Source organism: Arthrobacter sp. B0316-1-20, from assembly GCF_059091865.1.
Genome location: NZ_JBNHHC010000055.1, coordinates 1 through 24,045 on the forward strand (window position 1 = coordinate 1; position 24,045 = coordinate 24,045).

At 64.6% G+C, this 24,045-nt stretch carries 23 protein-coding genes and 2 pseudogenes; 18 read left to right on the plus strand and 7 right to left on the minus strand.

The genetic code is table 11. From position 1 onward, the window contains the following. Positions 1 to 945: 945 nt before the first annotated feature. Positions 946 to 2,442, minus strand: coding sequence for an aldehyde dehydrogenase family protein (locus tag AC5RW2_RS36315; RefSeq protein ID WP_494031205.1), 1,497 nt, complete (start codon positions 2,440 to 2,442; stop codon positions 946 to 948). 140 nt (positions 2,443 to 2,582) lie between these two features. Then, a complete protein-coding gene (locus AC5RW2_RS36320) occupies positions 2,583 to 3,272 on the minus strand; it encodes a TetR-type transcription factor C-terminal domain-containing protein (protein ID WP_494075098.1) in 690 nt (229 codons plus the stop codon). A 178-nt stretch (positions 3,273 to 3,450) separates the two neighbouring features. Here AC5RW2_RS36320 and AC5RW2_RS36325 point away from each other — a divergent pair, with 178 nt between their 5' ends. The 6 genes and pseudogenes from AC5RW2_RS36325 to AC5RW2_RS36350 all read left to right on the plus strand — a co-directional run bounded on the left by AC5RW2_RS36325 (position 3,451) and on the right by AC5RW2_RS36350 (position 6,620). Continuing rightward, on the plus strand, positions 3,451 to 4,320 hold the full coding sequence (locus AC5RW2_RS36325; RefSeq protein WP_494031207.1) for a cyclase family protein: 870 nt from the start codon (positions 3,451 to 3,453) through the stop codon (positions 4,318 to 4,320). After that, positions 4,321 to 5,490 (plus strand): thiolase family protein, encoded by a 1,170-nt coding sequence (locus tag AC5RW2_RS36330; protein WP_494031208.1) that lies wholly within the window; start codon positions 4,321 to 4,323, stop codon positions 5,488 to 5,490. Continuing rightward, entirely contained in the window at positions 5,483 to 5,875 is a 393-nt protein-coding gene (locus AC5RW2_RS36335; RefSeq protein WP_494037012.1) for a Zn-ribbon domain-containing OB-fold protein, read from the plus strand. Before AC5RW2_RS36330 ends, AC5RW2_RS36335 begins: the two co-directional genes overlap by 8 nt. 68 nt (positions 5,876 to 5,943) lie before the next feature. Continuing rightward, positions 5,944 to 6,186: pseudogene (locus AC5RW2_RS36340) on the plus strand (transposase); the annotation flags it as partial. A 40-nt stretch (positions 6,187 to 6,226) separates the two neighbouring features. Beyond that, positions 6,227 to 6,412: a transposase gene (locus AC5RW2_RS36345; RefSeq protein ID WP_494031254.1), complete on the plus strand. Its 186-nt coding sequence runs from the start codon at positions 6,227 to 6,229 to the stop codon at positions 6,410 to 6,412. A gap of 28 nt (positions 6,413 to 6,440) precedes the next feature. Continuing rightward, positions 6,441 to 6,620 (plus strand): hypothetical protein, encoded by a 180-nt coding sequence (locus AC5RW2_RS36350; RefSeq protein WP_494031209.1) that lies wholly within the window; start codon positions 6,441 to 6,443, stop codon positions 6,618 to 6,620. A gap of 143 nt (positions 6,621 to 6,763) precedes the next feature. Here the strand turns inward: AC5RW2_RS36350 and AC5RW2_RS36355 are convergent, their stop codons facing one another. Together AC5RW2_RS36355 and AC5RW2_RS36360 are read right to left on the minus strand one after the other, a co-directional pair. Further along, on the minus strand, positions 6,764 to 7,441 hold the full coding sequence (locus AC5RW2_RS36355; RefSeq protein ID WP_494031210.1) for a PaaI family thioesterase: 678 nt from the start codon (positions 7,439 to 7,441) through the stop codon (positions 6,764 to 6,766). A gap of 1 nt (position 7,442) precedes the next feature. Further along, the gene (locus AC5RW2_RS36360; protein ID WP_494031211.1) at positions 7,443 to 8,648 is read right to left on the minus strand and encodes a phenylacetate--CoA ligase family protein; all 1,206 of its coding nucleotides are present in this window, start codon (positions 8,646 to 8,648) and stop codon (positions 7,443 to 7,445) included. Between the two features lie 445 nt (positions 8,649 to 9,093). Between AC5RW2_RS36360 and AC5RW2_RS36365 the strand changes: the two genes are divergently transcribed. The 4 genes from AC5RW2_RS36365 to AC5RW2_RS36380 all read left to right on the plus strand — a co-directional run bounded on the left by AC5RW2_RS36365 (position 9,094) and on the right by AC5RW2_RS36380 (position 12,577). Continuing rightward, on the plus strand, positions 9,094 to 9,507 hold the full coding sequence (locus AC5RW2_RS36365; protein WP_494031212.1) for an AtuA-related protein: 414 nt from the start codon (positions 9,094 to 9,096) through the stop codon (positions 9,505 to 9,507). Further along, positions 9,504 to 10,871, plus strand: a complete 1,368-nt coding sequence (locus AC5RW2_RS36370) for an acyclic terpene utilization AtuA family protein (protein ID WP_494031213.1) — start codon at positions 9,504 to 9,506, stop codon at positions 10,869 to 10,871. Before AC5RW2_RS36365 ends, AC5RW2_RS36370 begins: the two co-directional genes overlap by 4 nt. After that, positions 10,864 to 11,640, plus strand: a complete 777-nt coding sequence (locus AC5RW2_RS36375; protein ID WP_494031214.1) for an enoyl-CoA hydratase/isomerase family protein — start codon at positions 10,864 to 10,866, stop codon at positions 11,638 to 11,640. The genes AC5RW2_RS36370 and AC5RW2_RS36375 overlap by 8 nt, the downstream gene beginning before the upstream one ends. Before the next feature lie 61 nt (positions 11,641 to 11,701). Next, positions 11,702 to 12,577, plus strand: a complete 876-nt coding sequence (locus AC5RW2_RS36380; RefSeq protein WP_494075099.1) for a phosphate acyltransferase — start codon at positions 11,702 to 11,704, stop codon at positions 12,575 to 12,577. A gap of 77 nt (positions 12,578 to 12,654) precedes the next feature. On the opposite strand, the gene AC5RW2_RS36385 is transcribed toward AC5RW2_RS36380, so the two are convergent. Together AC5RW2_RS36385 and AC5RW2_RS36390 are read right to left on the minus strand one after the other, a co-directional pair. Next, positions 12,655 to 13,032 carry an ATP-binding protein gene (locus AC5RW2_RS36385; protein WP_494031215.1) on the minus strand — a complete coding sequence of 126 codons (378 nt, stop codon included), beginning with the start codon at positions 13,030 to 13,032 and terminating at the stop codon, positions 12,655 to 12,657. A gap of 137 nt (positions 13,033 to 13,169) precedes the next feature. After that, positions 13,170 to 13,265: pseudogene (locus tag AC5RW2_RS36390) on the minus strand (hypothetical protein); the annotation flags it as partial. Positions 13,266 to 13,614: 349 nt separating this feature from the next. On the opposite strand from AC5RW2_RS36390, the gene AC5RW2_RS36395 reads away from it, so the two are divergent. The 5 genes from AC5RW2_RS36395 to AC5RW2_RS36415 all read left to right on the plus strand — a co-directional run bounded on the left by AC5RW2_RS36395 (position 13,615) and on the right by AC5RW2_RS36415 (position 18,571). After that, positions 13,615 to 13,779, plus strand: coding sequence for a hypothetical protein (locus AC5RW2_RS36395; protein ID WP_494031216.1), 165 nt, complete (start codon positions 13,615 to 13,617; stop codon positions 13,777 to 13,779). A 191-nt stretch (positions 13,780 to 13,970) separates the two neighbouring features. Beyond that, positions 13,971 to 14,618 (plus strand): site-specific integrase, encoded by a 648-nt coding sequence (locus tag AC5RW2_RS36400; RefSeq protein ID WP_493986478.1) that lies wholly within the window; start codon positions 13,971 to 13,973, stop codon positions 14,616 to 14,618. Then, on the plus strand, positions 14,539 to 15,666 hold the full coding sequence (locus tag AC5RW2_RS36405) for a tyrosine-type recombinase/integrase (protein WP_494037334.1): 1,128 nt from the start codon (positions 14,539 to 14,541) through the stop codon (positions 15,664 to 15,666). The genes AC5RW2_RS36400 and AC5RW2_RS36405 overlap by 80 nt, the downstream gene beginning before the upstream one ends. Continuing rightward, a complete protein-coding gene (locus AC5RW2_RS36410) occupies positions 15,617 to 17,395 on the plus strand; it encodes a tyrosine-type recombinase/integrase (RefSeq protein WP_493986480.1) in 1,779 nt (592 codons plus the stop codon). The genes AC5RW2_RS36405 and AC5RW2_RS36410 overlap by 50 nt, the downstream gene beginning before the upstream one ends. 291 nt (positions 17,396 to 17,686) lie before the next feature. Further along, complete coding sequence (locus tag AC5RW2_RS36415) at positions 17,687 to 18,571, plus strand: transposase (protein ID WP_494075100.1); 885 nt, start codon at positions 17,687 to 17,689, stop codon at positions 18,569 to 18,571. Between the two features lie 247 nt (positions 18,572 to 18,818). Here the strand turns inward: AC5RW2_RS36415 and AC5RW2_RS36420 are convergent, their stop codons facing one another. Continuing rightward, complete coding sequence (locus AC5RW2_RS36420; RefSeq protein WP_494031218.1) at positions 18,819 to 20,180, minus strand: MFS transporter; 1,362 nt, start codon at positions 20,178 to 20,180, stop codon at positions 18,819 to 18,821. A gap of 250 nt (positions 20,181 to 20,430) precedes the next feature. Here AC5RW2_RS36420 and AC5RW2_RS36425 point away from each other — a divergent pair, with 250 nt between their 5' ends. From AC5RW2_RS36425 to AC5RW2_RS36435, 3 genes are all read left to right on the plus strand, one after another. Next, positions 20,431 to 21,630, plus strand: a complete 1,200-nt coding sequence (locus AC5RW2_RS36425; protein ID WP_494031219.1) for an acetyl-CoA C-acyltransferase — start codon at positions 20,431 to 20,433, stop codon at positions 21,628 to 21,630. A 19-nt stretch (positions 21,631 to 21,649) separates the two neighbouring features. After that, on the plus strand, positions 21,650 to 22,432 hold the full coding sequence (locus AC5RW2_RS36430; RefSeq protein ID WP_494031220.1) for an electron transfer flavoprotein subunit beta/FixA family protein: 783 nt from the start codon (positions 21,650 to 21,652) through the stop codon (positions 22,430 to 22,432). Positions 22,433 to 22,514: 82 nt separating this feature from the next. Next, entirely contained in the window at positions 22,515 to 23,501 is a 987-nt protein-coding gene (locus AC5RW2_RS36435) for an electron transfer flavoprotein subunit alpha/FixB family protein (protein ID WP_494031221.1), read from the plus strand. The last annotated feature ends 544 nt before the right edge of the window (positions 23,502 to 24,045 follow it).

Consider the following 24,045-nt stretch of genomic DNA (forward strand, 5'->3'; position numbering starts at 1 on the left):
TGAGCATGCCGTCAACACTAGTGTTGACAGATTTTACGTAACCGCGCATGGACGTGTCGCCGCCCTCTCCATCCCGCCCCACGTACACGTCGAATGCCCCTAGCTGCCGGATCACCTCGACGGCGACGCAATGCCGGGTCAGTCCACGCCGACCTCGCCCGTCGCTGTTGCGGTCTCTGGGCGTGCCTGCGAGGTTCCGGCGCGCTCTGTCGTGGTGTGGCAGTTCGGCCCGAGACTGTCGTGGCTTAGAGTCCGGTCTCCAATTTAGGTTTAGGCAGGGTGCAATCCTTGTCTGACCGGGATGTGGTCGGATAACACGGTCCTGTCGGTGCAAGGTCGATGCGGCCGAAGCGACTTCTGGACGATGCCTCGGTGGATGAGACCTGGTGTAAAGCGTCCGGTCTCCGGGGTCGAAAGTGTAGGTGGGGCGGGCTTCGTGGGGAGTCCCTGCTGGGTGAGGCAGGGATCGTTCACCCGCGGGGTCAATCCGGCACCGGCGCCGCTGGCTCGTAAGGGCGGATCTTCAAGCAGCCCCACCCGAAGCGGCTGTCGACCGTGGCGTGGACGAAGGGCAAAGCCGCTCCCGCGCCCATGGACGTGCTCGCGGTGGCCAGGGGTGCACCACCTCACGGTAGGAGATCCGGGCGGGCTCTTCCACGTCGATGTGCCCCGCCGAACTCGGACGGGCCGGCTGGTGAGCAGTTCGCACTGCAACGGTGGCGCCGAGGCCGCCCTGGCGATGAAAGACCGCATCGCAGGCGTAGCCGACGATGAACCGCGGTGAATTAATGCCTGACAGGCGGGACGCCAGGCCCACCATTCCCGACCTGACCATCCAATTGTTGGCGCGGAAGGTGAGAGGCTCCGGGTTCGAACTGAGGGCTAGACAGCCCAGCTCGAACCCGGAGCCTCTCACCTTCCTCGAAGGGATCCGCGCCGGTGGCGTCAAGCGTTGAGGAAGCTCCCGCCGCTTGGCAGCAGCATCTGCTTGATATCCGTGAACTCCAGGATGCCTTCGAGCCCGCATTCGCGACCCCAGCCGGACTGCTTCACACCGCCAAAGGCGTGATTCAGCGACATGCCGGCCTGGTTGATGGCAACCGTCCCAGAGCGGATCCGACGACCGATGTCCGCCGCCTCCGCGGCATCGCTGGCGTAAACGGCCGCCGACAACCCAAAGATCGTGTCGTTGGCGATGCGGACCGCGTCATCAATGTCGTCGTAGGGGATCAAAGTAGTGATCGGACCGAAGACCTCTTCCTGGGCAATACGCATCCGATTGTCCACGTCGGTGAAGAGGGTCGGCTCGAAGTAATATCCGTGCTTCAGGTGAGCGGGACGCTTGCCGCCGTAGGCCAATGTCGCGCCATCTCGGAGTGCCACTTGGACGTAGTCCTCGGTGCGCGTGCGCGCACGCTCGACGGACAACGGGCCTAGATGCGTCTCGGGAGAGAGAGGATCGCCTAGGCGCCGACTCGACAGGAAATCCATGAACGCGTCCTGGACTTCGCGGTAGCGGGAGCGTGGAGCCAGGATGCGCGAGAGCAACACGCAGACCTGACCCGTGCCGGCAGTGGCCCCATCGCCCAACGTCGACATCACCATGTCGAGGTCGGCGTCTTCAGTGATGATCGCGGGAGACTTTCCCCCAAGTTCCAGTACGGTTCGAGCGAACCGGTCCGACGTGCGCCGGATGACATCCTTCGCGATTGCCTGACTGCCGGTGACCGTCACCATGTCGATTCCGGGATGGGAGACGAGATGCTGTGTCACCTCCGTGGTCGTGGGCAAGAAGCTGATGACACCCTCCGGGAAGCCCGCCTCTGCGGCAGCATCGGCAATGAGGTGGGCACTGAGCTGGGACTCAGGGGCGTGTTTAACAATCACCGGGCACCCAGCGAGCAAGGCCGGGACGACCTTCATGCCGACGAGAGACACCGGCCCGTTGTAGGTGAGAACGGCGAGAACGGTGCCAACAGGCTCTCGACGCAGGGTCACGCCCCCGTCCGTGGATTCCCACGCGAGGTTGCGCGCTGCCTCGAGGGACGCGTTCCACGCCGCAGGAGCCGCGCCACCACCGAGCGCCTGCGAATAACCGATGGTCATGCCGGACTCTAGGACGACGGCCGGGACGATGCGCTCCAGGCGGCTTTCGATTGCTTGGCAGAATCGCTCCACGACAGCGATTCGTTCGGTGGCCGACATTCGTGGCCACGGTCCTTCGTCGAAGGCGCGGCGTGCCGCGGCCACAGCCTGATCGGCGTGCTCGATGGTAGGGGCTGACACTGTGGTCAGTGTCTGCTCAGTGGCAGGGTCGACGACATCAATCGTCGTTCCGGCGCCTGGGACCCAGTGCCCCCCGATGAAGACTCCGTCAGGGTGGGAAAGGTCAAACGCAATCTCGTGGCTAAACGTTTCGGTGTCCGACTTGGTGTCAAACATGGGGCTCCTTGCTTCGAACGACTAGATGGGCGGCGATGATGTCTCTGGCGCGCAGAAGCGGGCGGGTCGCCGTGACTTGTGTCACGCTCCGATCGTAGACATGCAGGGTTGGCTCGTCAACACTCACGTTGATTGAATGCTTAGTGAACTTCCGCTTTCCCCGTTGGCGATAAGCCGTGCAGAAGGATGCCGACGAAACCCTTGGCCACGTCATTCGCCGGGGTCGGTCCGTCCGGGCGGAACCAGCGGTGGCTCCAGCTGGTCATGCCGATCACGCCGTGGGCGATCACGCCGGCGGTCAGGCCGGAGCTGAGCGTTCCATCCTCGAGTCCCTGGGTGACGATGTTGCGCACGGCTTCGTAGTAAAGATCACCGAGCGCCGAAAGCTCCTGCCGCCATTCGTGCGAAACCGCTTTAGAGCTGCGGCCTTGACGCGCCGTGGGGCCGCGGCGACCGAAGTCCTCGGCGACGAAGATGTATAGGTGGGGGTAGTTCTCCGCGTAACTGCGCATGAGCAAGGTCACGGCTTTGGCAAGCTTCTCGGCGCCGGTACCCTCGCTGTCGCGAACGGCAAGAACCTCGTCGACATTCTTGCGCACCACCTCCTCTACGACTTGGCGGTACAACTCCTCCTTGGATGCCACGTAGTAGTAGAGGCTGGCCCGATCCAAGCCTGCGCGTTTGGCGATTTCGTTGAGTGAGGACCCGTCGAGTCCTTGCTCTCGAAAAGTCTCAGCCGCCGCCTTGAATAGCGCGGCCTTGCGGTCCTGGTAGACCGAGCTCTGATCCTCCGCTGCGGTCTTGCGTCGCCTGCTGATGTCACTGGCCAACATGGTCTCCTTTTCTGCCCCGGCACCTTGTAGTGCATCACGTTATCGGAGTGAGGATGTACTGGACGCGTAATCTGTCAACATGACTGTTGACAGATTACATGTTCGAGAGCCACCATGTGGTCAGAGGCGTGCCACCAGGCCCGCGACACAACAGGCTAAACGAGGAGCTGTTCACATGCCGACAAGACTGGCGGAAACCTCCGGGCGTGGGGCTCTGGCGTATATCGACGAAGCGGCCATCCAGCGCGCGATGGCTACTGTCAAGCGATTCGAAACGCTAAGCCTTGGCCTGCCTATCCGCCACGGCATGGGTCCGGTCGGCCCTCGTCGCCAGGCGCCGCAGCACTTTATGGTACGGGACGGGGGCGATGCTGCGATCGCGCCGGACACCATGAGTGCGCATGGGTTCTCCTTCAGTGATGATGTCCTGCTGATTCCGACGCACGGAACAACACATCTGGACGCGCTGTGCCATGTCTGGCAGGACGGCAAGATGTACGGGGATCTTCCGATGGAGCTCGTCACGAGCCGAGGTGCGAAACGGTTGGGTATCGAGGAAGCCGGCCCGGTGCTCACCAGGGTCTTAATCGTGGACGCGGTGCCGCGAGACCGGAAATGGCTCGACGTATCTGAGCCGGTTGACTTGCACTTCGTGCGGCAGCAGCTTTCCGACGCCGGCCTTACACCCGAACGCGGCGATGCGCTCTTCGTGAGAACCGGCTGGGTTGACGCCTGGACCGAAGGTGTTCAGGACCAGCGCGGTTGGGGTGGCTTAGACGTTGACGCCATCGAATGGGTCCTGGAGTGCGGCTTTTCCATCATTGGCGCCGACAACATCGGAGTTGAGATGTCCCCGGCTACCGACCCGACCTGTGCTGTCCCTTTGCACGTTGGCCTGTTGCGCGATCACGGCGTCTACTTCGCCGAACTGCTCAATCTCGAGCATTTCCGGGGCGGCCCTGCGGTTGCCGGAATGCTGATGATCGCTCCTCTGAACATCGTGGGTGCGACGGCCAGCCCCGTGGCGCCCATGGTGGTGATCTGAGTGACGTCTGACGTTGTCATCTCCGGCGTGGGGGAGGTGCACCCCGTTAGGTCATCCGGGCGGCGGGTCCACAGTTTGCTCCTGGAGGCGATCGACGCGGCGCTGGCCGACGCGGGGATTGACGCGGCACAGGTCGATGGGGTCGTGACCGAATCCAAACTCACTCCCGCGGCCTTGGCTGCGGACACCCTGTTGCCGACGATGGGGATGACGAACGTGCGATATCAGGGGCTCAGCAGTCCGGTCGGCGCCGGTATCCTCTTGGCCGTCGCTCAAGCACATGAGGTCGTCCGGTCAGGTCTGGCCAACCATGTCCTGACCTACTTCGGCGTGGACTGGGGATCCTTCGGTTCAGGCCCCACCGGAATCCACGGCGCGATGGACGCCAAACGGGAGGTGGAATACCCCGTCGGCTTCGGCGGCCCACAGCTCTACTTTGCGACCATGGCGACGAAATACGCCGACGATTACGGGTTGGATCGCACCGAACTGGCGACGATGCTCGGCGAGGTGGCTTGCTCGGCACGCCGCAACGCCATGGCCCATCCCTACGCCCAGTTGCGGCGGGAGATCGAGCTGGGGGAATTCCTGGCCGAGGACTATTTCGCGGAGCCGCTGCGCCGTTCGGATATCTCCTTGCTGAGCGACGGTGCGGTCGCGTTCGTCGTGTCTCGTGCGGGCGCCGTTGCACCTGAAAAGCGTACGGTGAGCCTTCAGGAATGGGCTCACCGGGTCCAGTCGATCCCGGACGAGGCCTTTTACACCCAAAGCCCGGACTTGCCGAAGTTCCCCGCGGCGACGGCGGTCGCTGACGCGGTCGAACGTGCGGTTGGTGCCCCATTGGCGGACGTGGACGTCCTCGAACTGTACGACTGCTTCACCGTCGCGACAGTGGTTCAACTTGAAGCACTGGGAATCGTGGACTTCGGCAAGGCCGCTGAACTCGTGTCTGGTGGAGGGCTCGACGTGACGGGGAACCGGCCAACCAATACACATGGTGGCCTCTTGGCGCATGGATATACGCTGGGAGCCTCCCATCTGGCAGAGGCAGTGGCGCAACTGCGCCATGACGCCCGGGGCCGCCAGGTGCCGGATGCCTCGACCGCGTTCGTCGGCGCCGGACCCGGTCGTCAGTACACAGGGCTCTACCTCCGGAGGAACGATGCTTGATAACGAGGACATCTACGCGGGATGGCGTAACGGTCTGGCGGCCGGACGGATCCGCGTTACCCGTTGCTCCTCGTGTGCTGCGGTGCAGTGGTATCCGTTGTTCCGGTGCCCGCAGTGTCGGGGTGAGATGTGGGAATGGGCTGACATGGACCCCGACGGGCGCGTCCACTCATGGTGCCGCGTGCATCGGGCAACCGTCGGAATCGACGGTCTATCGGCGCCCTACGTGCTGGCCCTCGTCGAGCTGTCCCAAGCGCCCGGAGTTCGGATCGTGGCCGTCGCACAAGATCCGGAGAACACGCCCTCCGTCGGTGATCGGGTACGCCTGACGATGCGTGACGTCGCCGGCGCCCCGAGACCCCACTTCGCCGCAGCAGCCCGCTAGCACAGTCTCAGCACGTGTTGGGAAAGCGGCCGTTTGGCTGCTGGGGTCGATGGGGTGAGCGTGGCTGTATGGCAGGTTCTTCCCCGCACCCGTATCCCTCGGACCTGACCGGCGAACAGTGCGAGCTGGTCGCGCCCTTGGTGCCGGTCCAGACCGGCGGCCGCCCGCCGGTTCATCCGCGCGGGCGGATCGTGGAGGCGATCCTGCACGTGGACCGGAGCGGGTGTGCGTGGCGGATGCTACCGCACGACTTCCCGCCCTGGGACACCGTGTACCGGTGCTTCCAGCGCCGGAACGCGGACGGCACCACCGAGGTGATCCACGACGCGCTGCGTTCTGCCGCTCGGGCCGCTGCCGGGCGGGACCCGGAGGCCACGGCTCAGGATCGTGGACTCCCAATCCGTCAAGGGCGCCGACACCGTCGGGGCGGACTCGCGCGGGTACGACACCGGGAAAAAGACCGACGGGCGCAAGCGCCACCTCGTCACCGACACGATCGGCCTGCTGGTCGCAGTGCTGGTCACCGCGGCCAGCTAAGCAGGACCGCGACGGCGGGCGCCTAGTCTTGGACAATGCCCGGGCGAAGGCGCCCTCCATCGCGTGTGTCTTCGCCGACGGCGGCTACGCCGGCAGGCTGGTGGGGACCGCCCGTGACCTGCTCGGGACCGCCCCGCAGATCGTGGCCAAAACCGCCGGCCAACACACCTTCGAGGTCCTGCCCCGGCGCTGCCGGTGCCTGTCCTAGGACTATGAACGGCTCCCCGAACACGCAGAGGCCATGGTCAGGTGGGCCATGATCGGGCTAATCGCCCAGCGCCTGGCACCCGCCCCGGGCAGAGGGTCCTGGCAATCCGCCAGGGCCGCCTGATCCGCTTTCCCAACACGTTCTCAGGGGGAACCATCGCGGAGGACAACGAAGAGCCCCTCGGCTTCCGCGGTGACCGTGCCGTCCGGGCCGACCAGCCGAGCAGACAGGAACCGCTTGCGGCCCTCCTCCCGGTCGACGGTCGCGTCGACGACGTAGTCGACGCCGGGCAGTGTCACGCTGCGGTAATCGGTGCGGAGATAGGCCGTCCTGGCGGGGGACTCCCGGTTCGTGTTTGAGAGCCGTCCGAGGATCTCGTCGAAAAGCAGCGGGATGATCCCGCCGTGAACGGCACCGCGTCCTCCGACGTGGGCAGCGGTGAAGGTGACGTTCGCACGGATTGCATATGTGGTCCACACGGTGATGTGCGAGGGCACCAGGGATGGATGGCCACGCCCAGGGAGGTCATGGCGTTGGCCGCTGTACCCCTGGCCAAGGGGAACACGGGCCGGTTCCAGGGCTTCGGCTACTTCCCTCAGCTTGCGGGCCGCGCCCGCAAGGGTAGCGGCATCGGCCCTGGACGTCGCCGTGATCTCCTGGACCTTGCGCAGCTCATCGAGTAACTGGGCATACTCGCCACCACCGCCCTCAAAGGTGAGGTCGGGATACCACGGATCGATGCGGATGTTCCGGCCCGAGTCTGGCGCGAGACCGAGGAATCGGTCGATGTCTGCGGGGCTGGCCGTCATGTTTTCGAGCACGTCATCCAACCTCGCGCCGATCTACCAGGAGACGGTCGCCCTCGATCGCCGGGACAAACTCGAAGCCACACCGGACTCGAAGGGCCTGGCTTACGTCATCGAGGATCGTGTTCCACTTGCTAGGTTCGGTGCCCTCGACCTGTAGCGTGAGGTCGTCACGGCCAGTCGTGCGGGTGACGATCAACTGGTACCGCGCGCTGAAATTGTGGCGGGCGAACACTGTCTTGACCGAGCCGGGGACGACGAACATGCCCTTAACCTTGGTGATGTCGCCGACCCGGCCAACGATGCGACCGATCCGCGGAGATGTTCGTCCGCAACCGCACGCGTCGGGGTTCAGCGTGTCGATCAGATCCCCGGTGCGGAGTCGGACGATCGGCAGAGCCCGCCGTTCGGGGTCCGTGACGACTAGCTCGGCCGGCCGGTCTGGAGACGCCTCAGAGGTGGGTTGTCCGGTGTGGGGGTCGATCAACTCGACGTAGACATCGTCGCGAATATGCATGCCCGGTTCGACGCCACATTCGACGGCCACTGGCCCGACGTCACCGGTCCCGTAGAACTCGCGCACTGTGACGCCGTATTCGTGCAGGATTCGCTCCTTCTCACGAGGATCATGAAGCTCGCCCATGACGATGGCCCGCTTGAGGGGCAACTGGCGACCTTGATCCCGGGCCGTGTCGAGGAGATGAACGAGGAAGGTCGGGAACGCGAGGATCGCGGTGACGCCGAGTTGCTCGATGATCTCGATGTGGCGCTGCGTGTCGCCCGAACCGCCCGGTACGACGGTAGCACCGATCTTCTCCAGGCCCTTGCCAAGGATCGAGCCGGCGATGACCCAGTTGTAGAGCGTCGTCTGGTCGACGACATCGGAAGAGGTGAATCCACCGGTCCGCATCGTATCGGCATATCGCTCGGCGATGGCGTCAATGTCCTGACTGGTGAGAGGAACGAACATCGGTCCGGGGGCGACGAAGCACCAAGCGATCTCTTCCTTCTCGACGGCTAACCGGTCCCCGTAAGGGCGGCCCGGTTCGACTGCTTCAATCAGGATCTCCTTGCTAAGCAAGGGGACCGATGCCCACGTGTCAGCGGTGATCTCGAGGCCTGCAAACTCGCGTTTATACGCCGGAGCATCCTGGGCCAACGTCGCCACCTCGAACGCTCGTTTGGGGGAACGCTGGTTGAGAAACTGGGGGTTCTTGCTCATCGATTCGCCGCGCTTTCAAGAGGAGTTTAGGATTTGTCTCATAGACTGCCATTCTTGCAGACACTCCGTCAACGATAGTGTTGAAAATCGTTCCCGCGGCCGCGCGCTCGGCCTTGTACTCTCTGCTTTTATGGGCCACCTTCGCTCAGCATCCTCCGGAGGCGTACTCATGGGCCCGGTCAAGTCTGGTTGCGGCATGGTCCCGTCCCGCCCGCCATTCAAGGCTGCAGCCGTGCGTTGCTTCTATTCCTCACCCTGCCCCTGTTGTGCGCTGGCGGCCTCGATGGCCTTCATGGGCGCGGGGCAATCGGCTGCATTCGAAACCTTCCCTGGGCCACAGTGCTAGGCGTTTTCATACCTGCCGCGCACGCTGCCGAAGGGTCCTGTGTCGAATTTATCAACTAAAGTGTTGACAAGCGAAGCGGTGTGGGCCTAGGTTCGTGGCATGACCGTTACTAAGGATTCCGCGACCGTGGATGTGCCGCTGTACCGCATCGCTCAAGGGCGCTCCGGCGACAAGGGTGACACGTCGGACATCACGGTGTTTTTCACGAGCCGCGAACTATACGACCTAGTGGGCCCACAGCTGACCGAGTCCGTGGTGCAGGAATTTCTTTCACCGCTCGTTCATGGAGGGGTGCAGCGATACCAGCTGCCAAAGCTGTTCGCCTTGAAGTTCGTTTGTCACAAGGCGCTCGGTGGCGGTGGTTCCAGCAGCCTGCGCAGTGACAATCTCGGCAAGTCGATGGCCTCAGCGCTGCTGCGTTGGGTTGCCCGTGACGTGCCGGCCGACCTCGCGACGGCGAGCCCCTTGTTTGACGGCCCGACCGCAAACCACGATGAACAGGAGCAACGATGAGTTCCCAGGTGCGACTTGCAGCAGGGCAGGCCTTCTATGGAGATGCGTCCAGGCCCGCGCATCGAACTTTGGAGTCGACCGAGGTCGACTTCATGGCCTTCGATGCGCTTGCCGAGCTGACACTGGCGATCCTGTCCAAAGACAGGAGCCGAAACCCCGAGTCTGGCTTCGCCCGCGACATGCCGCTGCTGTTCAGTTCCCTGTTGCCCCTGGCACGAAAGTCTGGTGCGACCCTGCTGAGCAATGGCGGAGGCCTCAACCCTCTGGCTGCTGCGCGGGCCGTCGTTGACCGCTGTGCGGCCGAAGGGCATGGAGACGTGGTTGTCAATGCACTGACGGGTGACGACGTCCTCGATAAGCTGAATGAGTGGCATGCGGCCGGTGTGGAGCTGTCGGACCGCGACAGTGGCCAACGGTACGAGGACCTGCCCGCCAAACCGATGTTCGCCAACGTTTATCTCGGCGCCGAATCCGTCAACCTGGCCCTGCAGGAACCGGCCGACTTCGTGGTCACGGGCCGCGTCACGGACACGTCCCTCTACCTGGCGCCGCTGATTTCACGTGGGATCATCGATTCCTGCGATCCGAACCAAGTGGCCCGGGGCATCCTGGTGGGCCACCTCCTCGAATGCGGCGGCCAGGCATCCGGTGGGAACTTCAGCGGTGACTGGTGGAACGTTCCGCGCCTCGAGGACATCGGCTATCCCATGGCCGAGGTCGACGCCCACAAGATCGTTGTCACTAAGCCACCGACGACCGGTGGCCGGGTTAGCAGAGCGACCCTGCAAGAGCAGCTGTACTACGAGATCCACGACCCCACGACCTACCTGACTCCGGATGTGACGGCTGACTTCTCCGAAGTAGACCTCATCGAGGTCGGCCAGGATCGCGTTGAGGTCACCGGAGTCAAGGGGCGGCCCGCCCCGGATACACTCAAGATGACGGCAGGGCTCGCTGATGGTTACCTCGCGACCGTGTCGCTGCCGTTCGCGTTCCCCTACGCCCTGTCGAAGGCGGAGCGAGCTGCTGACATCCTGCTCAAGCAGGCCAAAATTGAGCAGATTCCGGTGCGCGAAAGCCATGTGGAGTTCGTTGGCGTGAACTCCCTGCACGGCGGCATGGCCACGGTCCCCTCGGCAGACCAGAATGAGGTCATCATGCGGGTATCAATCCGCACCGATTCGCGCGAGGCCGCCACAGCGTTCACCAAGCTCCTGCCTCCACTGGCGATCAACACCTACCCGTTCGTCGGCGGCCTGCGCGGCGGTTCCGTCGTGAGCCAGGTGTTGCACGAGTGGAGCGTCCTGGTCCCGCGAGACCTCGTCTTGCCGGATGTTCGAGTCACGCGGGTGATCCATGAGTGAGCAGGCCGCGCCGCTCGTCCTTGCGGAAAAAAATGGCCACACGGTCGTTCTGACTCTGAACCAGCCGAAGCGTAAAAACCCGCTCAGCGATGAAGCGATCCGAGCGCTTACGGCCGAACTGCAGTCCGAAGGCGTGCGGTCGGCGGGCCTGGTGGTGCTGAGAGGAGCCGGCGGCGCCTTCAGTGCCGGTGGTGACATTGCGCAGTTCCACGACTCCTTGACCGACGTCGCCTCCGAGCAATTCCACGGCACCACGGAGTTCCGGGACATGCTGGCGGCACTCGAAGCTGTGGAGGCAATTACGATCGCCGCCGTCGAGGGTCTCGCCCTCGGTGGCGGCTGTGGCCTGACCGCCGCCTGCGACTTCGCCTTCGCGGCCGATTCGGCGAAATTTGGGTGTCCGGAGATCAAGCTGGGCGCCTTTCCGATGCTGATCGCGCCAGCATTAGTCCGGGCCATCGGACCACGTGCCACTCTGGCCCTTTCGGTCATGGGGAACCCCATCGGCGCTGCAGAGGCTCAAGCCATTGGCCTGGTGCAGAACGTGGTGCCTTCCGTCGAGTTCGAAGACTTCATCACCGGGTTCCTTGAGTCGGCCAACGCTGTTCCGGCTGATGTGTTGCGGTGGGGCAAGATGGCGATCCGCTCAGCGATGACCTCCGATTATCGCGGTGGCCTCGAAACGGGCTCGTCGCTTCGCGCGCTGCTCTTCGCTTCCCCGGCCTTTCATGGAGGAGTCACGAACTTCATCAATCGCAAACAGGGGTGAACAGGTGCGCACGTTCGAGTCAGTAGAAGAGCTTATTCGGAGTGGCCCGCCAGGGCGTGCCGTGGTCGTTGAGCCGTATGCCCGCGAGGCGGTCGAGGCCATCGTTGACGAAGTCCGCGAGTTCGGAAGCTCGGCCTACCTTGTTGGAGATGAATCCCGCATTCGGAGCGAATTGAACGCGCTTCACGCCGCGAGCCTAGATATTGAGGTTATCGCCTCAAGGAATTCAGCGCATGCGGTGGCCACCGCCGTGGGGCTGGTCAAGGAGGGCTGCGCAGACTTCGTCGTCAAGGGTTCCCTCGCGACTGCCACGCTCCTGCAGGGGATGCTCGGGCGCGATCGACTGGGTACCGGGCGGGTCGCCAGTCACCTCTATGTGATTGAAGCGCCCGCCTACCGTGGTCGCATGATCGCGATCACCGACGCCGGCGTCAACATCCATCCTGACCTAGCGACGAAAGCCGACATTATCCGGAACTCGATCGATGCACTGCGCCTTCTGGGCATCGACATTCCGAAGGTTGCCGTCCTTAGCGCGGTTGAACTGGTGAAGCCTGAACTGCCGAGTGCCACTGACGCTGCTCTCTTGGCAGTTATGGGGCGTCGCGGGCAGCTCGGTCGGCTCGAGATTGACGGTCCGTTGTCGATCGATGCGGCGATGCTGCCCGCGGCTGCACGGGATAAGTCATTGACCGGGGCCGTAGCCGGACGGGCCGACCTTCTGGTCGCACCGGAGATCAATGCCGCGAACATGACCAGTAAGGCTCTCATCGGCGAGACAGGACGTGCCATGGGCGTCATCCTGGGTACGCAGGTCCCTATTGCCTTACCGAGCCGAGGGGATTCACTCGAGACCCGCAGGCTTAGCTTAGGTCTGGTCTCGTATTTGGCCCTGCAGTCTGCGGAGCGGATACCGATGGACGCAGCAGTGCGCTAGTTCTGGCTCCGAGAAATCATCGGTGGCCCTGATTTCCTAGCGGAATCCGATGTGTTAACGCCAACCGAAAATTAGGGCTATTTCTGCCAACTGAAAATGGGGCTACTTGTGTGCTGTTCTATTGTGCCGGAGGTCTGGCGCTGGTTGGCGGAGGCGACGGTGGGGTCACCGAAGACTTCGTCCCACCGGCTGAAGGCCAGGTTGTGGGTCAGGACCAGCGATGCGTATTCGTATCTGGGCGAGACGCGTTGGAAGAATAGGTTCGCCGAGTCCCGGTCGAACGGGATGTATACGACCTCGTCGACGATCAGCAGCTCGTAGCGGCCGAGTTTGGCCAGTAGTTTCTGGGGCAGGCGGCCGCGTCCGTGGGCCTCGGCCAGGCGGGCGACCCATCCGGGGGCGGTGTCAAACAGGACCCGGTGCCCTGCGCGGGCAGCCTTGATCCCGATCCCCACGGCCGAGGTGAGCCTTGCCTGTGCCGATAGGCCCGAGCAGCACGACGTTCTTGGCTTCCTCGAGGAAGACCCCCGGTGCCTAGGTGCGCCACGAGGTTCGCGTCGGCGGCCGATTGGTGGTCGAAGTTGAAATCTTCGATCGTATTGGCTCCCGGGAAGCGGGCGGCCCGGATCCGTAGGGCCACTCTGGAGGCCTCGCGTTCGGCGACCTCGTGCCTTAGGACGGGGGCCAGGTATTCCTCGTGGGATCAGGCCGCGTCCCGGGCCCGGTCGCTTAGACAATATGAGGTGAGATCCCCGGTTCGGGCATTCTGCCCGCCGGGATGGCCATTATCGCCGGGCGGTCCCGCGGCGCCTGCTTGACAGGCAGCGTCCGGTGTGGTTGGAATGCGGCGCCGCGGGTCCTGAATCCCGGCGGTGATGTCCATCTGTCCGGACGGGCAGGAAGCGGGTATGAAGTATCAGGGCCGGGGCCTTTGTGTCACGGGTTCCGTGGGTTGCCATTGATCTGGCCGGTTGGCTTGGCCGGCCTGTCGGGGCTGCAATGGTAGTGCCACACGTGAGGCTTGGGAGGTCCCGGCTATGATCGAGCATACTTTCATCGGCCTGGATGTTCACGCGGTGAACATTGTCGGCTGCGCGTTCACCCCGGGAACCGGGGAAATCGTGCGGCAGACCATGGCCGCAGACCCGGGCGGTGCTGGCCTGGACGCGCCGCTTCGATCCGCCGGTCAAGGCCGTGTATGAGTCCGGTCCGGGCGGGTACGTCTTGGCCCGGTTCCTGCAGGATGCCGGCGTCAACTGTGTGGTTGCCGCGTCCTCGAAGCTGCTGCATGCTCCCGGGGACCGGGTGAAGACCGACGTGTTAACCGAACTAACCGGGGCCGAGGGGGCGAATCGTCTGCGGAGGCGATGGGCATCGGCTAGGTTCTGTTCTGATGGGCATCGAAGAGAACGTTCCGCGGGTATTGTCCGGGCTGGTGGTGCCGCTGTCGGGTGGGCTGAAGGCCACCGGCGATCCCTTCGAACCGTATCGGCTGGTTGACTCTTCCGGTGAGACGATAGGGCCGGCGGCGGCATTCTTCTCCGAGTTGGTGGCATGCGGGCGACCGGCAACGACATTGCGTTCGTATGGCATGGACTTGTTGCGCTGGTTCCGGTTCCTGTCTGCCCTTGGGATGGCGTGGGATCAGGCGACTCAGGCCGAGGCGCGTGATTTCTGCCGTTGGCTGCAGGTGAGTGCCAAGCCGGTGCGGCCGCACTGGCGATACCCCGGCGGCGGCGGACCGGGCTCCGACAAGGCCACCGGGACGGAAAAGGTGACTCCGGGGCCGGGTAGGGCCCCGGACGGTGACCGGTATGCCGCGGTCACCGTTGCGCATTGTGAGAGCGTGCTGCGCGGCTTCTACGACTTTCATCTGGAAGCGGGCACCGGGCCGATGCTCAACCCGTTTCCCCTGTCCCGGGCCCGTGGAGGCGCCCGGGCGCAGTCGCAATCACAACCCGATGGAACCGTTTGCCGGGCAGCGCCGCGGCCGCTATCGGCCCAAGGTCGTGACCCGGGCACCACGGGCGATTCCCGATGAACAATTCGATCAGTTGTTCGCCCGGCTGGGATCGCATCGGGACCGGGCGCTGGTCGCGTTCTGGGTCTCGACCGGTGCCCGGGCTTCGGAGCTGTTGGGGGCCACGGTGGCCGACGTCGATCCAGGGCAGCAGCTGATCACCGTGCTGCGCAAGGGCACCGGCGCGTTGCAGCCGTTGCCTGCCGCGCCGGACGCGTTTATCTGGTTGCGTCTCTATCAGGCACAGGTCTCGGCCCTGGTTCCGCAGGGCAGGGATGAACCGTTGTGGTGGACGCTGCGCCGCCCGTTCCGGGCCTTGAGCTATGACGCGGCACGGGCGATGTTCGATCGGGCAAATGCATCGCTGGGCACGGACTGGTCGCTGCACGACCTTCGTCACACGGCCGCATACCGGATGGCCCGGGATCCGCAGATGCCGTTGACCGACGTGCAGTGGGTCCTCGGACACGCGTACTTATCGACCACGCAGCGCTATTTGAACCCGGTGACCGAGGACGTGATCGCCGGAGTGCTTGCCTTTCACGCCCGCCAGCGGCTGCGCGACCCGGTACCTGCACCCGCCACCCGGGTACCGTCCCGAAAGCCTGCAGATCCTCTTCGGCGGGAACCAGCCATGACGCTCAGTGAACAATTACTCGTCCCGCCGGTGGCCGGTGATCCGGCGGCGGCCCGCGAGGTGGCGCAAACCGGGGCGCAGCTGATGGCCGCGTTCCCCGCCCGCGGAGTCGATTCATCGTGGCCTTCGACCTGTGATGATCGTTCTGCGGTGCTGGCCCGCGTGCTCGCTGCACCGTTCAGCCTGGAGAATCCGAACAGCCAGCGGATCCGCCGGACCGGAGTGCTGGCGGTGCTGGGCTGGCTGGCGGAATTCCCGGGCGGAAACTGGCAGCAACGGTGGCAGGCCAGCGGCGCGGAAGCGGCCTCTGACTGGCGGGACTTGTTCAGCGGCGAGGCCGCCGGCCGGTCGCGGACAGGCACTGGTTCACCGGCACTACCAATTGCTGCGCCGGCATGGTGCCCTGGGCGAGGACGCGCCGGCTGCGATTGAGATGTTCTCCGGCAACGGGCAACCGACGTGCGAGCAGCTGATCGACCGCTACAAGATCAAATGCCGGCCGGTCCGGGACGTGCTCGTCGATTATTTACGTGAACGCCAGATGGCAATGGACTTCTCGACGCTGCAACGCACGGCCTACCTGTTGGGCAAATTGTTCTGGGCCGACCTGGAAGCCCACCAGCCAGGGATCGATTCACTGAAGCTGTCGCCCGAGGTCGCCGCGTCATGGAAAAAACGGGTCATGACCCGGACCCGCACCAGCACCGCTGCCAACGGTGAGCAGATCCAAAGGACCTCGGCACGGCTGGATGGGCGCAGCGTTCTTTCCGCGGTGCGCGCCTTCTACCTGGACCTGGCCGAATGGGCCGATGACGACCCGGCACGGTGGGCTCCGTGGGCGGTGCGCTGCCCGGTCAGCGCCACGGATGTCTCCCACAAGAAAGAGCGGCTGGCCCGCAAATCACGCACGGACCAACGCACCCGCGAACGGCTGCCGGTGCTGCCGGCACTGATCTCGTGGGTGCAGGCCGAACGCTCATGCACCGGTGATCTGCTCGCGGCAGCCGACCGCACCGCTGCCGGCGAGTTGTTTACCGTTGCGGGCCAAACGCTGCGCCGCACCGCCATGAAAACCGAAACCACCGGCCGGGTCTGGGCCGAGGATCCCGCCGGTGGACCACGCCGTGATCTGACCTTCGAAGAGCACCGCGGCTTCTGGACCTGGGCCATGGTCGAGGTGCTGCGCCACACCGGTATCCGCATCGAAGAGCTCAGTGAAATCTCACACCACAGCCTGATCCAATACCGGCTGCCCGACACGGGCCAGCTCGTCCCCTTGCTGCAGATCGCCCCGTCCAAGACCGACGCCGAGCGATTGCTGGTCATCTCGCCCGAGCTCGCCGACGTGCTGTCCCGGATCGTCTCCCGGATCCGCGCCGGGCAACCCCACGTCCCGCCGGTGGTGTCCTACGACAAAAACGAACGCGTCTACAACCCGCCCAGCCCGCTGTTGTTCCAATGGCGGCGGCGCCTGGACAACCGGGCAGTTTCCGAACGGACGCTGCGCCAATATCTTGACCACGCGCTGGAAGAACTCGGCGTCAAGGACGGCGGCGGAGCCGCTATGCGCTACACCTTCCACGACTTCCGCCGGATCTTCATCACCGACGCGATCATGCACGGCATGCCGCCGCACATAGCCCAGCTCGTCGCCGGACACCGCGACATCAACACCACCATGGGATACAAAGCCGTCTACCCCGAAGAAGTCATCAACGGCCACCGTGAATTCATCGCCCGCCGCCGCGCGCTGCGCCCCAGCCAGGAATACCGCACCCCCACCGACGAGGAATGGGCCGAGTTCATCGGCCACTTCGAACACCGCAAAGTTTCCGTCGGTGACTGCGGCCGCTCCTACGACTCGCCCTGCATCCACGAGCACAGCTGTCTGCGCTGCCCGCTGCTGCGGCCCGATCCCACAGCCAGGCCCCGCCTGGTGCAGATCCGCGACAACCTCATCGAGCGCATCGCCGAAGCCGAGTCCCACCGCTGGCTCGGCGAAGCCGAAGGGCTCAAAGTCAGTCTCGCCGGGGCCCGGACCAAACTTGCCGAAATGGACCAAATCACCGCCCGCCGAAACACGACCCAACTCGGCATGCCAACCTTTGCCCAATCCGCCGGCCGCACCAACACCCCGTCCACCGACCGGAAAAGCCCGTGATCACTGGCAAAGATCCTTGAAACTCTTAGTTCGGAGAAGACCGGCGGGACGCATGGGTCCTGGCCCAGATGCTCGCGGTCGGCGCCGTCACCGAGGTGCGCATCCCGGATGCTGCAACCGAGGCGCTGCGGGATCTGTCCTTAGCTGCGCGCGGCCGCGGCCCGGGACCTGGCCCATGCCCGCCAGTATGTCAATGCGATCCTGCTGCGCCACGTCCTCCGCTACCCGAGCCAGAACAGGTGGACCCAGGAACATACCGGGTGGCTGCACCGGCAGCGCTTCGAGGACCCGGTGCTGCAGTTCGCCTATGAGGCCGACGTTGAGCAGGCGGAACTGCTCGCCGCACGCCTGCGGCGCATCGACCGGCAGGTGACCGCAACGGCGGCGCAGTGCCGGTACGCGGCGGTGATCAATGCGCTGATGTGCCTGCGCGGCATCCAGACCACCGCCGGGTTCGGGCCCGCGGTTGAGATCGGGGACTGGACCCGCTTCACCGGCTCCTCCATCGGCTCCTACCTGGGGCTGGTGCCCAGCGAGCAGTCCTCCGGACAGTCCCGCCATCAGGGTCCGATCACCAAAGCCGGGTCCACCTACGCCCGCAAACTGCTGATCGAAGCGGCCTGGCAGCACCGCCGTCCCTACCCCCGCCCCGGGGAACGGCTCCTGCGGCAGCTCGACCTCGTTGACGCGGCCACCCGGATCCGGGCCCTGGAAGGCAACCGGCGGCTGCACCGGAAATGGGAGCACTTCGACGCCCGCAGGAAAATGTCCGTCAAGGACGGTTTGCTCCTGGGCACCGAAAAGCGCGCCGATGCGGCCCTGCGGGACCTGGCCCCGACCGTGTGGCGGACCCGCCCGGCCGGTGACGGGTCCAAGGGAATCCGCGACTATGCGTGGGCCCGGGTGCGGATCAACGGCGCCGAAGACGGGAAGGCCGAGCATTGGCTGCTGGCCCGCCGGTCCCTGGCCAGCCCTTCCGAGATCGCCTACTTCCTCTGCATACGCCCAAACGCACCGCCCTGGCCGACATGGCCCGGATCGCCGGGATCCGCTGGGCCGTCGAGGAAACCTTCCAGACCGCCAAGGGCCAGGCCGGACTCGATCACTACCAGGTCCGCCAATACACCGGATGGTACCGGCACATCACCCTGGCCATGCTCGCCCACGCCTTCCTGACCGCTGTGAAGGCCAAAAAGGGGGCGCCGGAACCGGGCCGGAAGGCCTCATAGGCCTCTCCCTGCCCGAAATCCGTCACCTGGTCACCCGCCTCGCCTGGGCCTTCATTCCCCACCCCGACCACGTCCTGACCCGCTCCCACTGGCGCCGAAAACGCCAACACAACGCCCAAAGACACCACTACAGAAAACGGCAAAGCAGAAAATAAACGCGACTGTAGTACTAGCCGCAAGTGGATTGCCGCAATTTACTGGGGGAGCGTTGAGTGTGCTGTTTCTTTCAAGAAGAGTGCGGTTACAAATCCAACGCTGGCGGCAATTACCAGTAGTAGGGCGGGAACCATATTGCTTCCCGTGGTGGTGGCTAGAAACTCCGCAAGGAAGGGCGTGCTTCCTCCAAAGACAGCGGCTCCGAAGCCGGTAGAGATTGCGGTGCCACGGTATCGAACTGTCGTCGTGAACAGCTCCATCTGCGCCGGTAGCAGCATGGCTGCTCCAAGGGCAGCCGGGAATACCAAGATCAGCTGACCCAAAACAGCGAAGAGGAATGTCCCGTGAGCGATCAGCAGGAACGCCGGGTAGGCAATAACTCCGAAGCTGATCGTCGACGCCAGGAGTGTCTTCTTCCGCCCTATGCGATCGCATACCCTGCCTGCAATGGGAAGCAGACAGAACAATGCGGTTGCATAGATCCCAGTTGCAATGAGCGCGAGTTCGCGCGGAAGCTCAACATGGCCGGTCAAATAAGTCGGAAGATAGCTGATCAGAACGTAGAACGCAGTGGAATTCATTGCCATCACGCCGATGGCAAGAAGCACTAGACGAATGTACGCAGCGGGAGAGGAATCTGAGCCAGAAGGGGCGCGATCCCTTGAGGCAGAGGATTCGAGAAATCTGCGCTGCTTTTCCTCTTGCGCTGCGATGAACTGCGGAGTCTCAGACACTCTCGTGCGGATGTAGTAACCGATCAACCCCAACGGTGCCGCGATCAGGAAAGGAATGCGCCAGCCCCAACTCGCCATCGATTCATCGCTCAGTGCCGTGTTCAGGAAGTAGGCCAGGGCCATGCCGGCGACCATAGCTGCTACGGTCCCGCCTTGAATCCAGCTCATGTTGGTAGCGCGCTTCCCGTCCGCCGAGTGCTCGGCGACGAATGCCCCGGCGCCCGCGATCTCTCCGCCTGCGGATAGACCCTGGACAAAGCGCAGGAGGAGCAGGGATATCGGTGCGGCTATTCCGATCGCGGAATAGGTGGGAAGCAGACCGATGGTTACGGTGGCGACCGACATCGTAATCAGAATCCATGCAAGAGTCCGTCGCCGGCCCCATTTGTCCCCGAGCCATCCGCAGATCACACCTCCGATGGGGCGGGCAAAGAAGGCCAGGCCGAAGATGGCGAAGGTCGACAGGAGGCCAACGGTGGGGTCATCGGCAGGAAAGAACGTCGAGGCGACAACTGTCGCGAAGAAGCCATACACCGCAAGGTCGAAGTATTCGACGAACGTTCCTATGGAGCCCGCCAGGATCACTCGCTTCAGGCTGCCAGGCCGTTCGTCCTGATTTCGTTCTGTTGAATGAAGTGATGATGTGGATGTGTTTGATGTAGCCATAATCGCCTTTCATGGAACGCTCCATTGCGCCAGTCCAGTTGGAAGGGAATGCCACCTAGAGACCATGTTGAATCGCAGGCGAGGTCTAATGCAGACCGTTGTTCCCTCAGGCAGGGCAGGGATAGTATCGTCTGCCGCCGCCTTCACTGGATGCTATAGAGCCTCACCTCGACGTGTCAACAGTAGTGTTGATTGCATATGAATCCTCGGTTACAGTCGGGGTCTAACATCCCTAGTTAGGAAGTGACCCATGATCAGAGAAGCTGTCATCGTCTCCACGGCTAGGACGGCCATCGGGAAGGCCTATCGCGGGGCCCTTAATGACACCACCCCTCAGCAACTGGCCGCCCACGCTATCAGCGCAGCGATCCAGCGTGCCGGCATCGATGCCGGGGAAGCTGAGGACATCGTGTTGGGTTGCGCTCTGCAGGAAGGCGCCTCCGGCCTCAACATCGCACGGCAGGCGGCCTTGCGCGCCTCTCTGCCCGTCACGGTCCCGGGCATGAGCATCGACCGTCAGTGCGCCTCCGGCCTGATGGCAGTGGCCACTGCCGCCAAGCAAATCATCGCCGACGGGATGACCGTGACCATCGGAGGTGGCGTGGAATCGATTTCTCTGGTCCAGAACGACCATGCCAACCGTTATCGAACTCAAGACCCCTGGCTGGTCGAACACCTGCCCCAGACTTATATGCCAATGCTCGAGACTGCCGAGATTGTCGCGGAGCGCTACGGGATTACGCGAGAGGCCCAGGACGCTTACGCGCTGCAGTCTCAGCAGCGTACCGCCCAGGCCCAGCGGGCCGGCCTCTTCCAGGATGAAATCGCTCCCCTAATCACGACCAAAGTGCTCACTGACAAAACCTCGGGGGAGACCAGTGTCCAAGAGGTATGCCTCGACCAAGACGAGGGCAATAGGCCGCAGACCGACCTGCCCTCCCTGTCGGCCTTGCGCACGATTCTGGCAGATGGCCAGGTAAGTAACCGGGCAACCGTCACGGCCGGTAACGCCTCCCAACTCTCCGATGGCGCCGCGGCGTGTGTGCTGATGGAGAAGACGCACGCTGAACGTCGAGGCCTAGAGGTCCTTGGCACCTATCGGGGCATGGCGGTGGCCGGATGCGGCCCGGAAGAGATGGGTATCGGCCCGATATTCGCTGTCCCAAAACTGCTGAAACAGCACGGTCTGTCGATCGAGAACATCGACCTGTGGGAGCTCAACGAGGCCTTCGCCTCCCAGGCCGTCTACTGCCGCGAGTCCTTGGGAATCGATCCCGACCGGTTCAACGTCAACGGCGGAGCCATTTCGATTGGCCATCCTTACGGAATGTCAGGCGCCAGAATGATCGGCCATGCCCTGCTGGAAGGGCGCCGTCGCGGAGCGCGATACGTCGTAGTCACCATGTGCGTCGGAGGCGGCATGGGCGCGGCCGGACTATTCGAACTCTAAGATCCCAGGAGAAAATGTCGTGAAGATTGTTGTTTTGGCCAAGCAGGTTCCGGACACCTGGTCGGACCGCAAGATCGATTTGGGGACCGGTTTGTTGGACCGGGCGGTGTCGGAGCCGGTGCCGGATGAGATCAACGAGCGGGCCCTGGAGAACGCGTTGGCGTATAAGGACCAGAACCTGGACACCGAGATCGTGGTGGTGACCATGGGTCCGGAGGATGCGACCAAAACGCTGCGCAAGCTGCTGTCGATGGGCGCTGACTCGGCGGTGCTGGTCACCGACGAGGCCCTGGCTGGCTCGGACATGGTCCAGACCGCGAGGGTGCTGGCCGCCGCGATCGGCAGGATCGGGGCGGTGGACCTGGTGGTGGCCGGCAACGAGGCCACGGACGGGCGCGGCGGGATGGTCCCGGCCATGGTCGCCGAACTGCTGGGGTGGCCGGTGCTGCCGGGGCTGGACACAGTGGCCATCGCCGCCGGGTCCGTGTCCGGTGTCGCCCAGGTGGACGGGGGCACGCTGTCGTTGTCCTCGCAGTTGCCGGCGGTGGTGTCGGTGACGGAGAAGTCCGCCGAGGCCCGGTTCCCGAACTTCAAGGGCATCATGCAGGCCAAGAAGAAGCCGCTCCAGACGTGGTCGCTAGCCGAGCTGGGGATCGCCGCCGGACCGGAGGCGGCGTCCGTGCGCTCGGTGATGGTCTCCGCGACCGCCCGCCCGGCCAAGGAGGCCGGGCCGAAGATCACCGACGACGGCACCGCCGCCGCCCAGCTGGCCGAGTTCCTGGCTGCCAACCGGCTCGTCTGACCGGTTTCCCACGGGACCGCCTGCCACGCAGTGAGGCCCCTGCTGATTGCCCACGTGCTGAAGACTTGAAGGAAGAGCATCCATGACTGCTGGAAACGTCCTTGTGTTGATCGAGACCACCGGGGCCGGGGACCCGAAGTCCACCGCGGCCTCGCTGTTGGGCGCGGCCGCGGCCCTGGGCACCCCGGTGGCCGTGGCGGTGGCCGCCCCGGGCCGGGGTGAATCCCTGGCGGTCCGGCTCGGGGAGCTGGGCGCGGCCCAGGTGTACCTGGCCGAGGCCGAGACCGCCGGCACCGAGCTGGGCAGCGCGCAGGTCGGTGCCCTGGCCGACGCCATGCAGGCCTATTCGGCCTCCGTGGTGCTGGTGCCGGCGACCAACGACTCGCGGGCGGTGGCCGGGCGCCTGGCGATCGTCGCCGGCGGCTCGGTCGCTGCCGACGCGGTCGGGGTGCGCTGGGACGCCGAGGGCCAGGAGGTCATCGTCACCCACGCGGTGTTCGGCGGGGACTTCACCACCGAGTCCACCGTGGAGGGCGGGCTGATGATCATCACCGTCCGCCTCGGGGCGATCGAGGCCCGCGCCGAGGCCGTTGCCTCCCCCCAGGTCACTACCGCGCCGGTGTCCACCGCCGCCGCCCCGGGCGCGCGGATCGAGGCGGTCACCGACGCGGCGACCGAGACCGGCCGGCCGGCGCTGCGCGGGGCCAAGGCCGTGGTCTCGGGTGGGCGCGGGATGGGCTCGAAGGAGAACTTCGTACTCGTGGAGCAACTGGCCGACGCCCTCGGGGCGGCCGTGGGGGCCTCCCGCGCCGCGGTCGATGCCGGGTACGTGCCGCAGTCCTACCAGGTCGGCCAGACCGGGGTCTCTGTCACCCCGCAGCTGTACGTGGCGCTGGGGATTTCCGGGGCCATCCAGCACCGGGCCGGGATGCAGACCGCCAAGACCATCGTGGCGATCAACAAGGACGAGGACGCCCCGATCTTCGACGTGGCCGACTTCGGCATCGTCGGGGATGTGTTCACCGTCGTCCCCAAGCTGATCGACGAGCTCTCTGCCCGCCAGAACTGAGCGACCGACCGGCGTGGATGCACCGCATCACCGCCTTGGCCTGACTGGCCGTACTAGAAGTGAAAGGCCACGAGATGAGCAGCGAGAAAAACACTACCGAGAAGAGCGCTCCGCGCCGCGCCCGCATGGCCAGTTACCGTCCCCAGCCGCAGCAGCAGGCAGGGCTTGGAACCGAAGCAGGTGCTCAGCTCCCGGACTCCGCAGTGCAGGTGGAGGGGGCGCAGGAATCTCCAATCGCCTCGCAGTTCCCGCCGACCAGGACTCGGATAGGCGCAGGTGCCTCGACGGCCGAAGCCGGTTCCGCGGCCCCGGCCTCTGGTGCTGCGACGGAGGTTGGCAAGGCTCCGGCCCGTCAGCGGATGGGTGCCCCGTCGTCCGCCCCTAACCAGACTGGGGCAGAGGAATCCTCGCCTGCCGCAGGTGGCCGAACGCGCCAAGGTGCAGGGGCCAGACCGGTCACTGCACCCGCTGATGCGCCTAGGGCCCCTCGGATGGCAACCCCAACGGCTCCCACCCCGAGCAGTGCTCCGGCCCCGACCGCGAT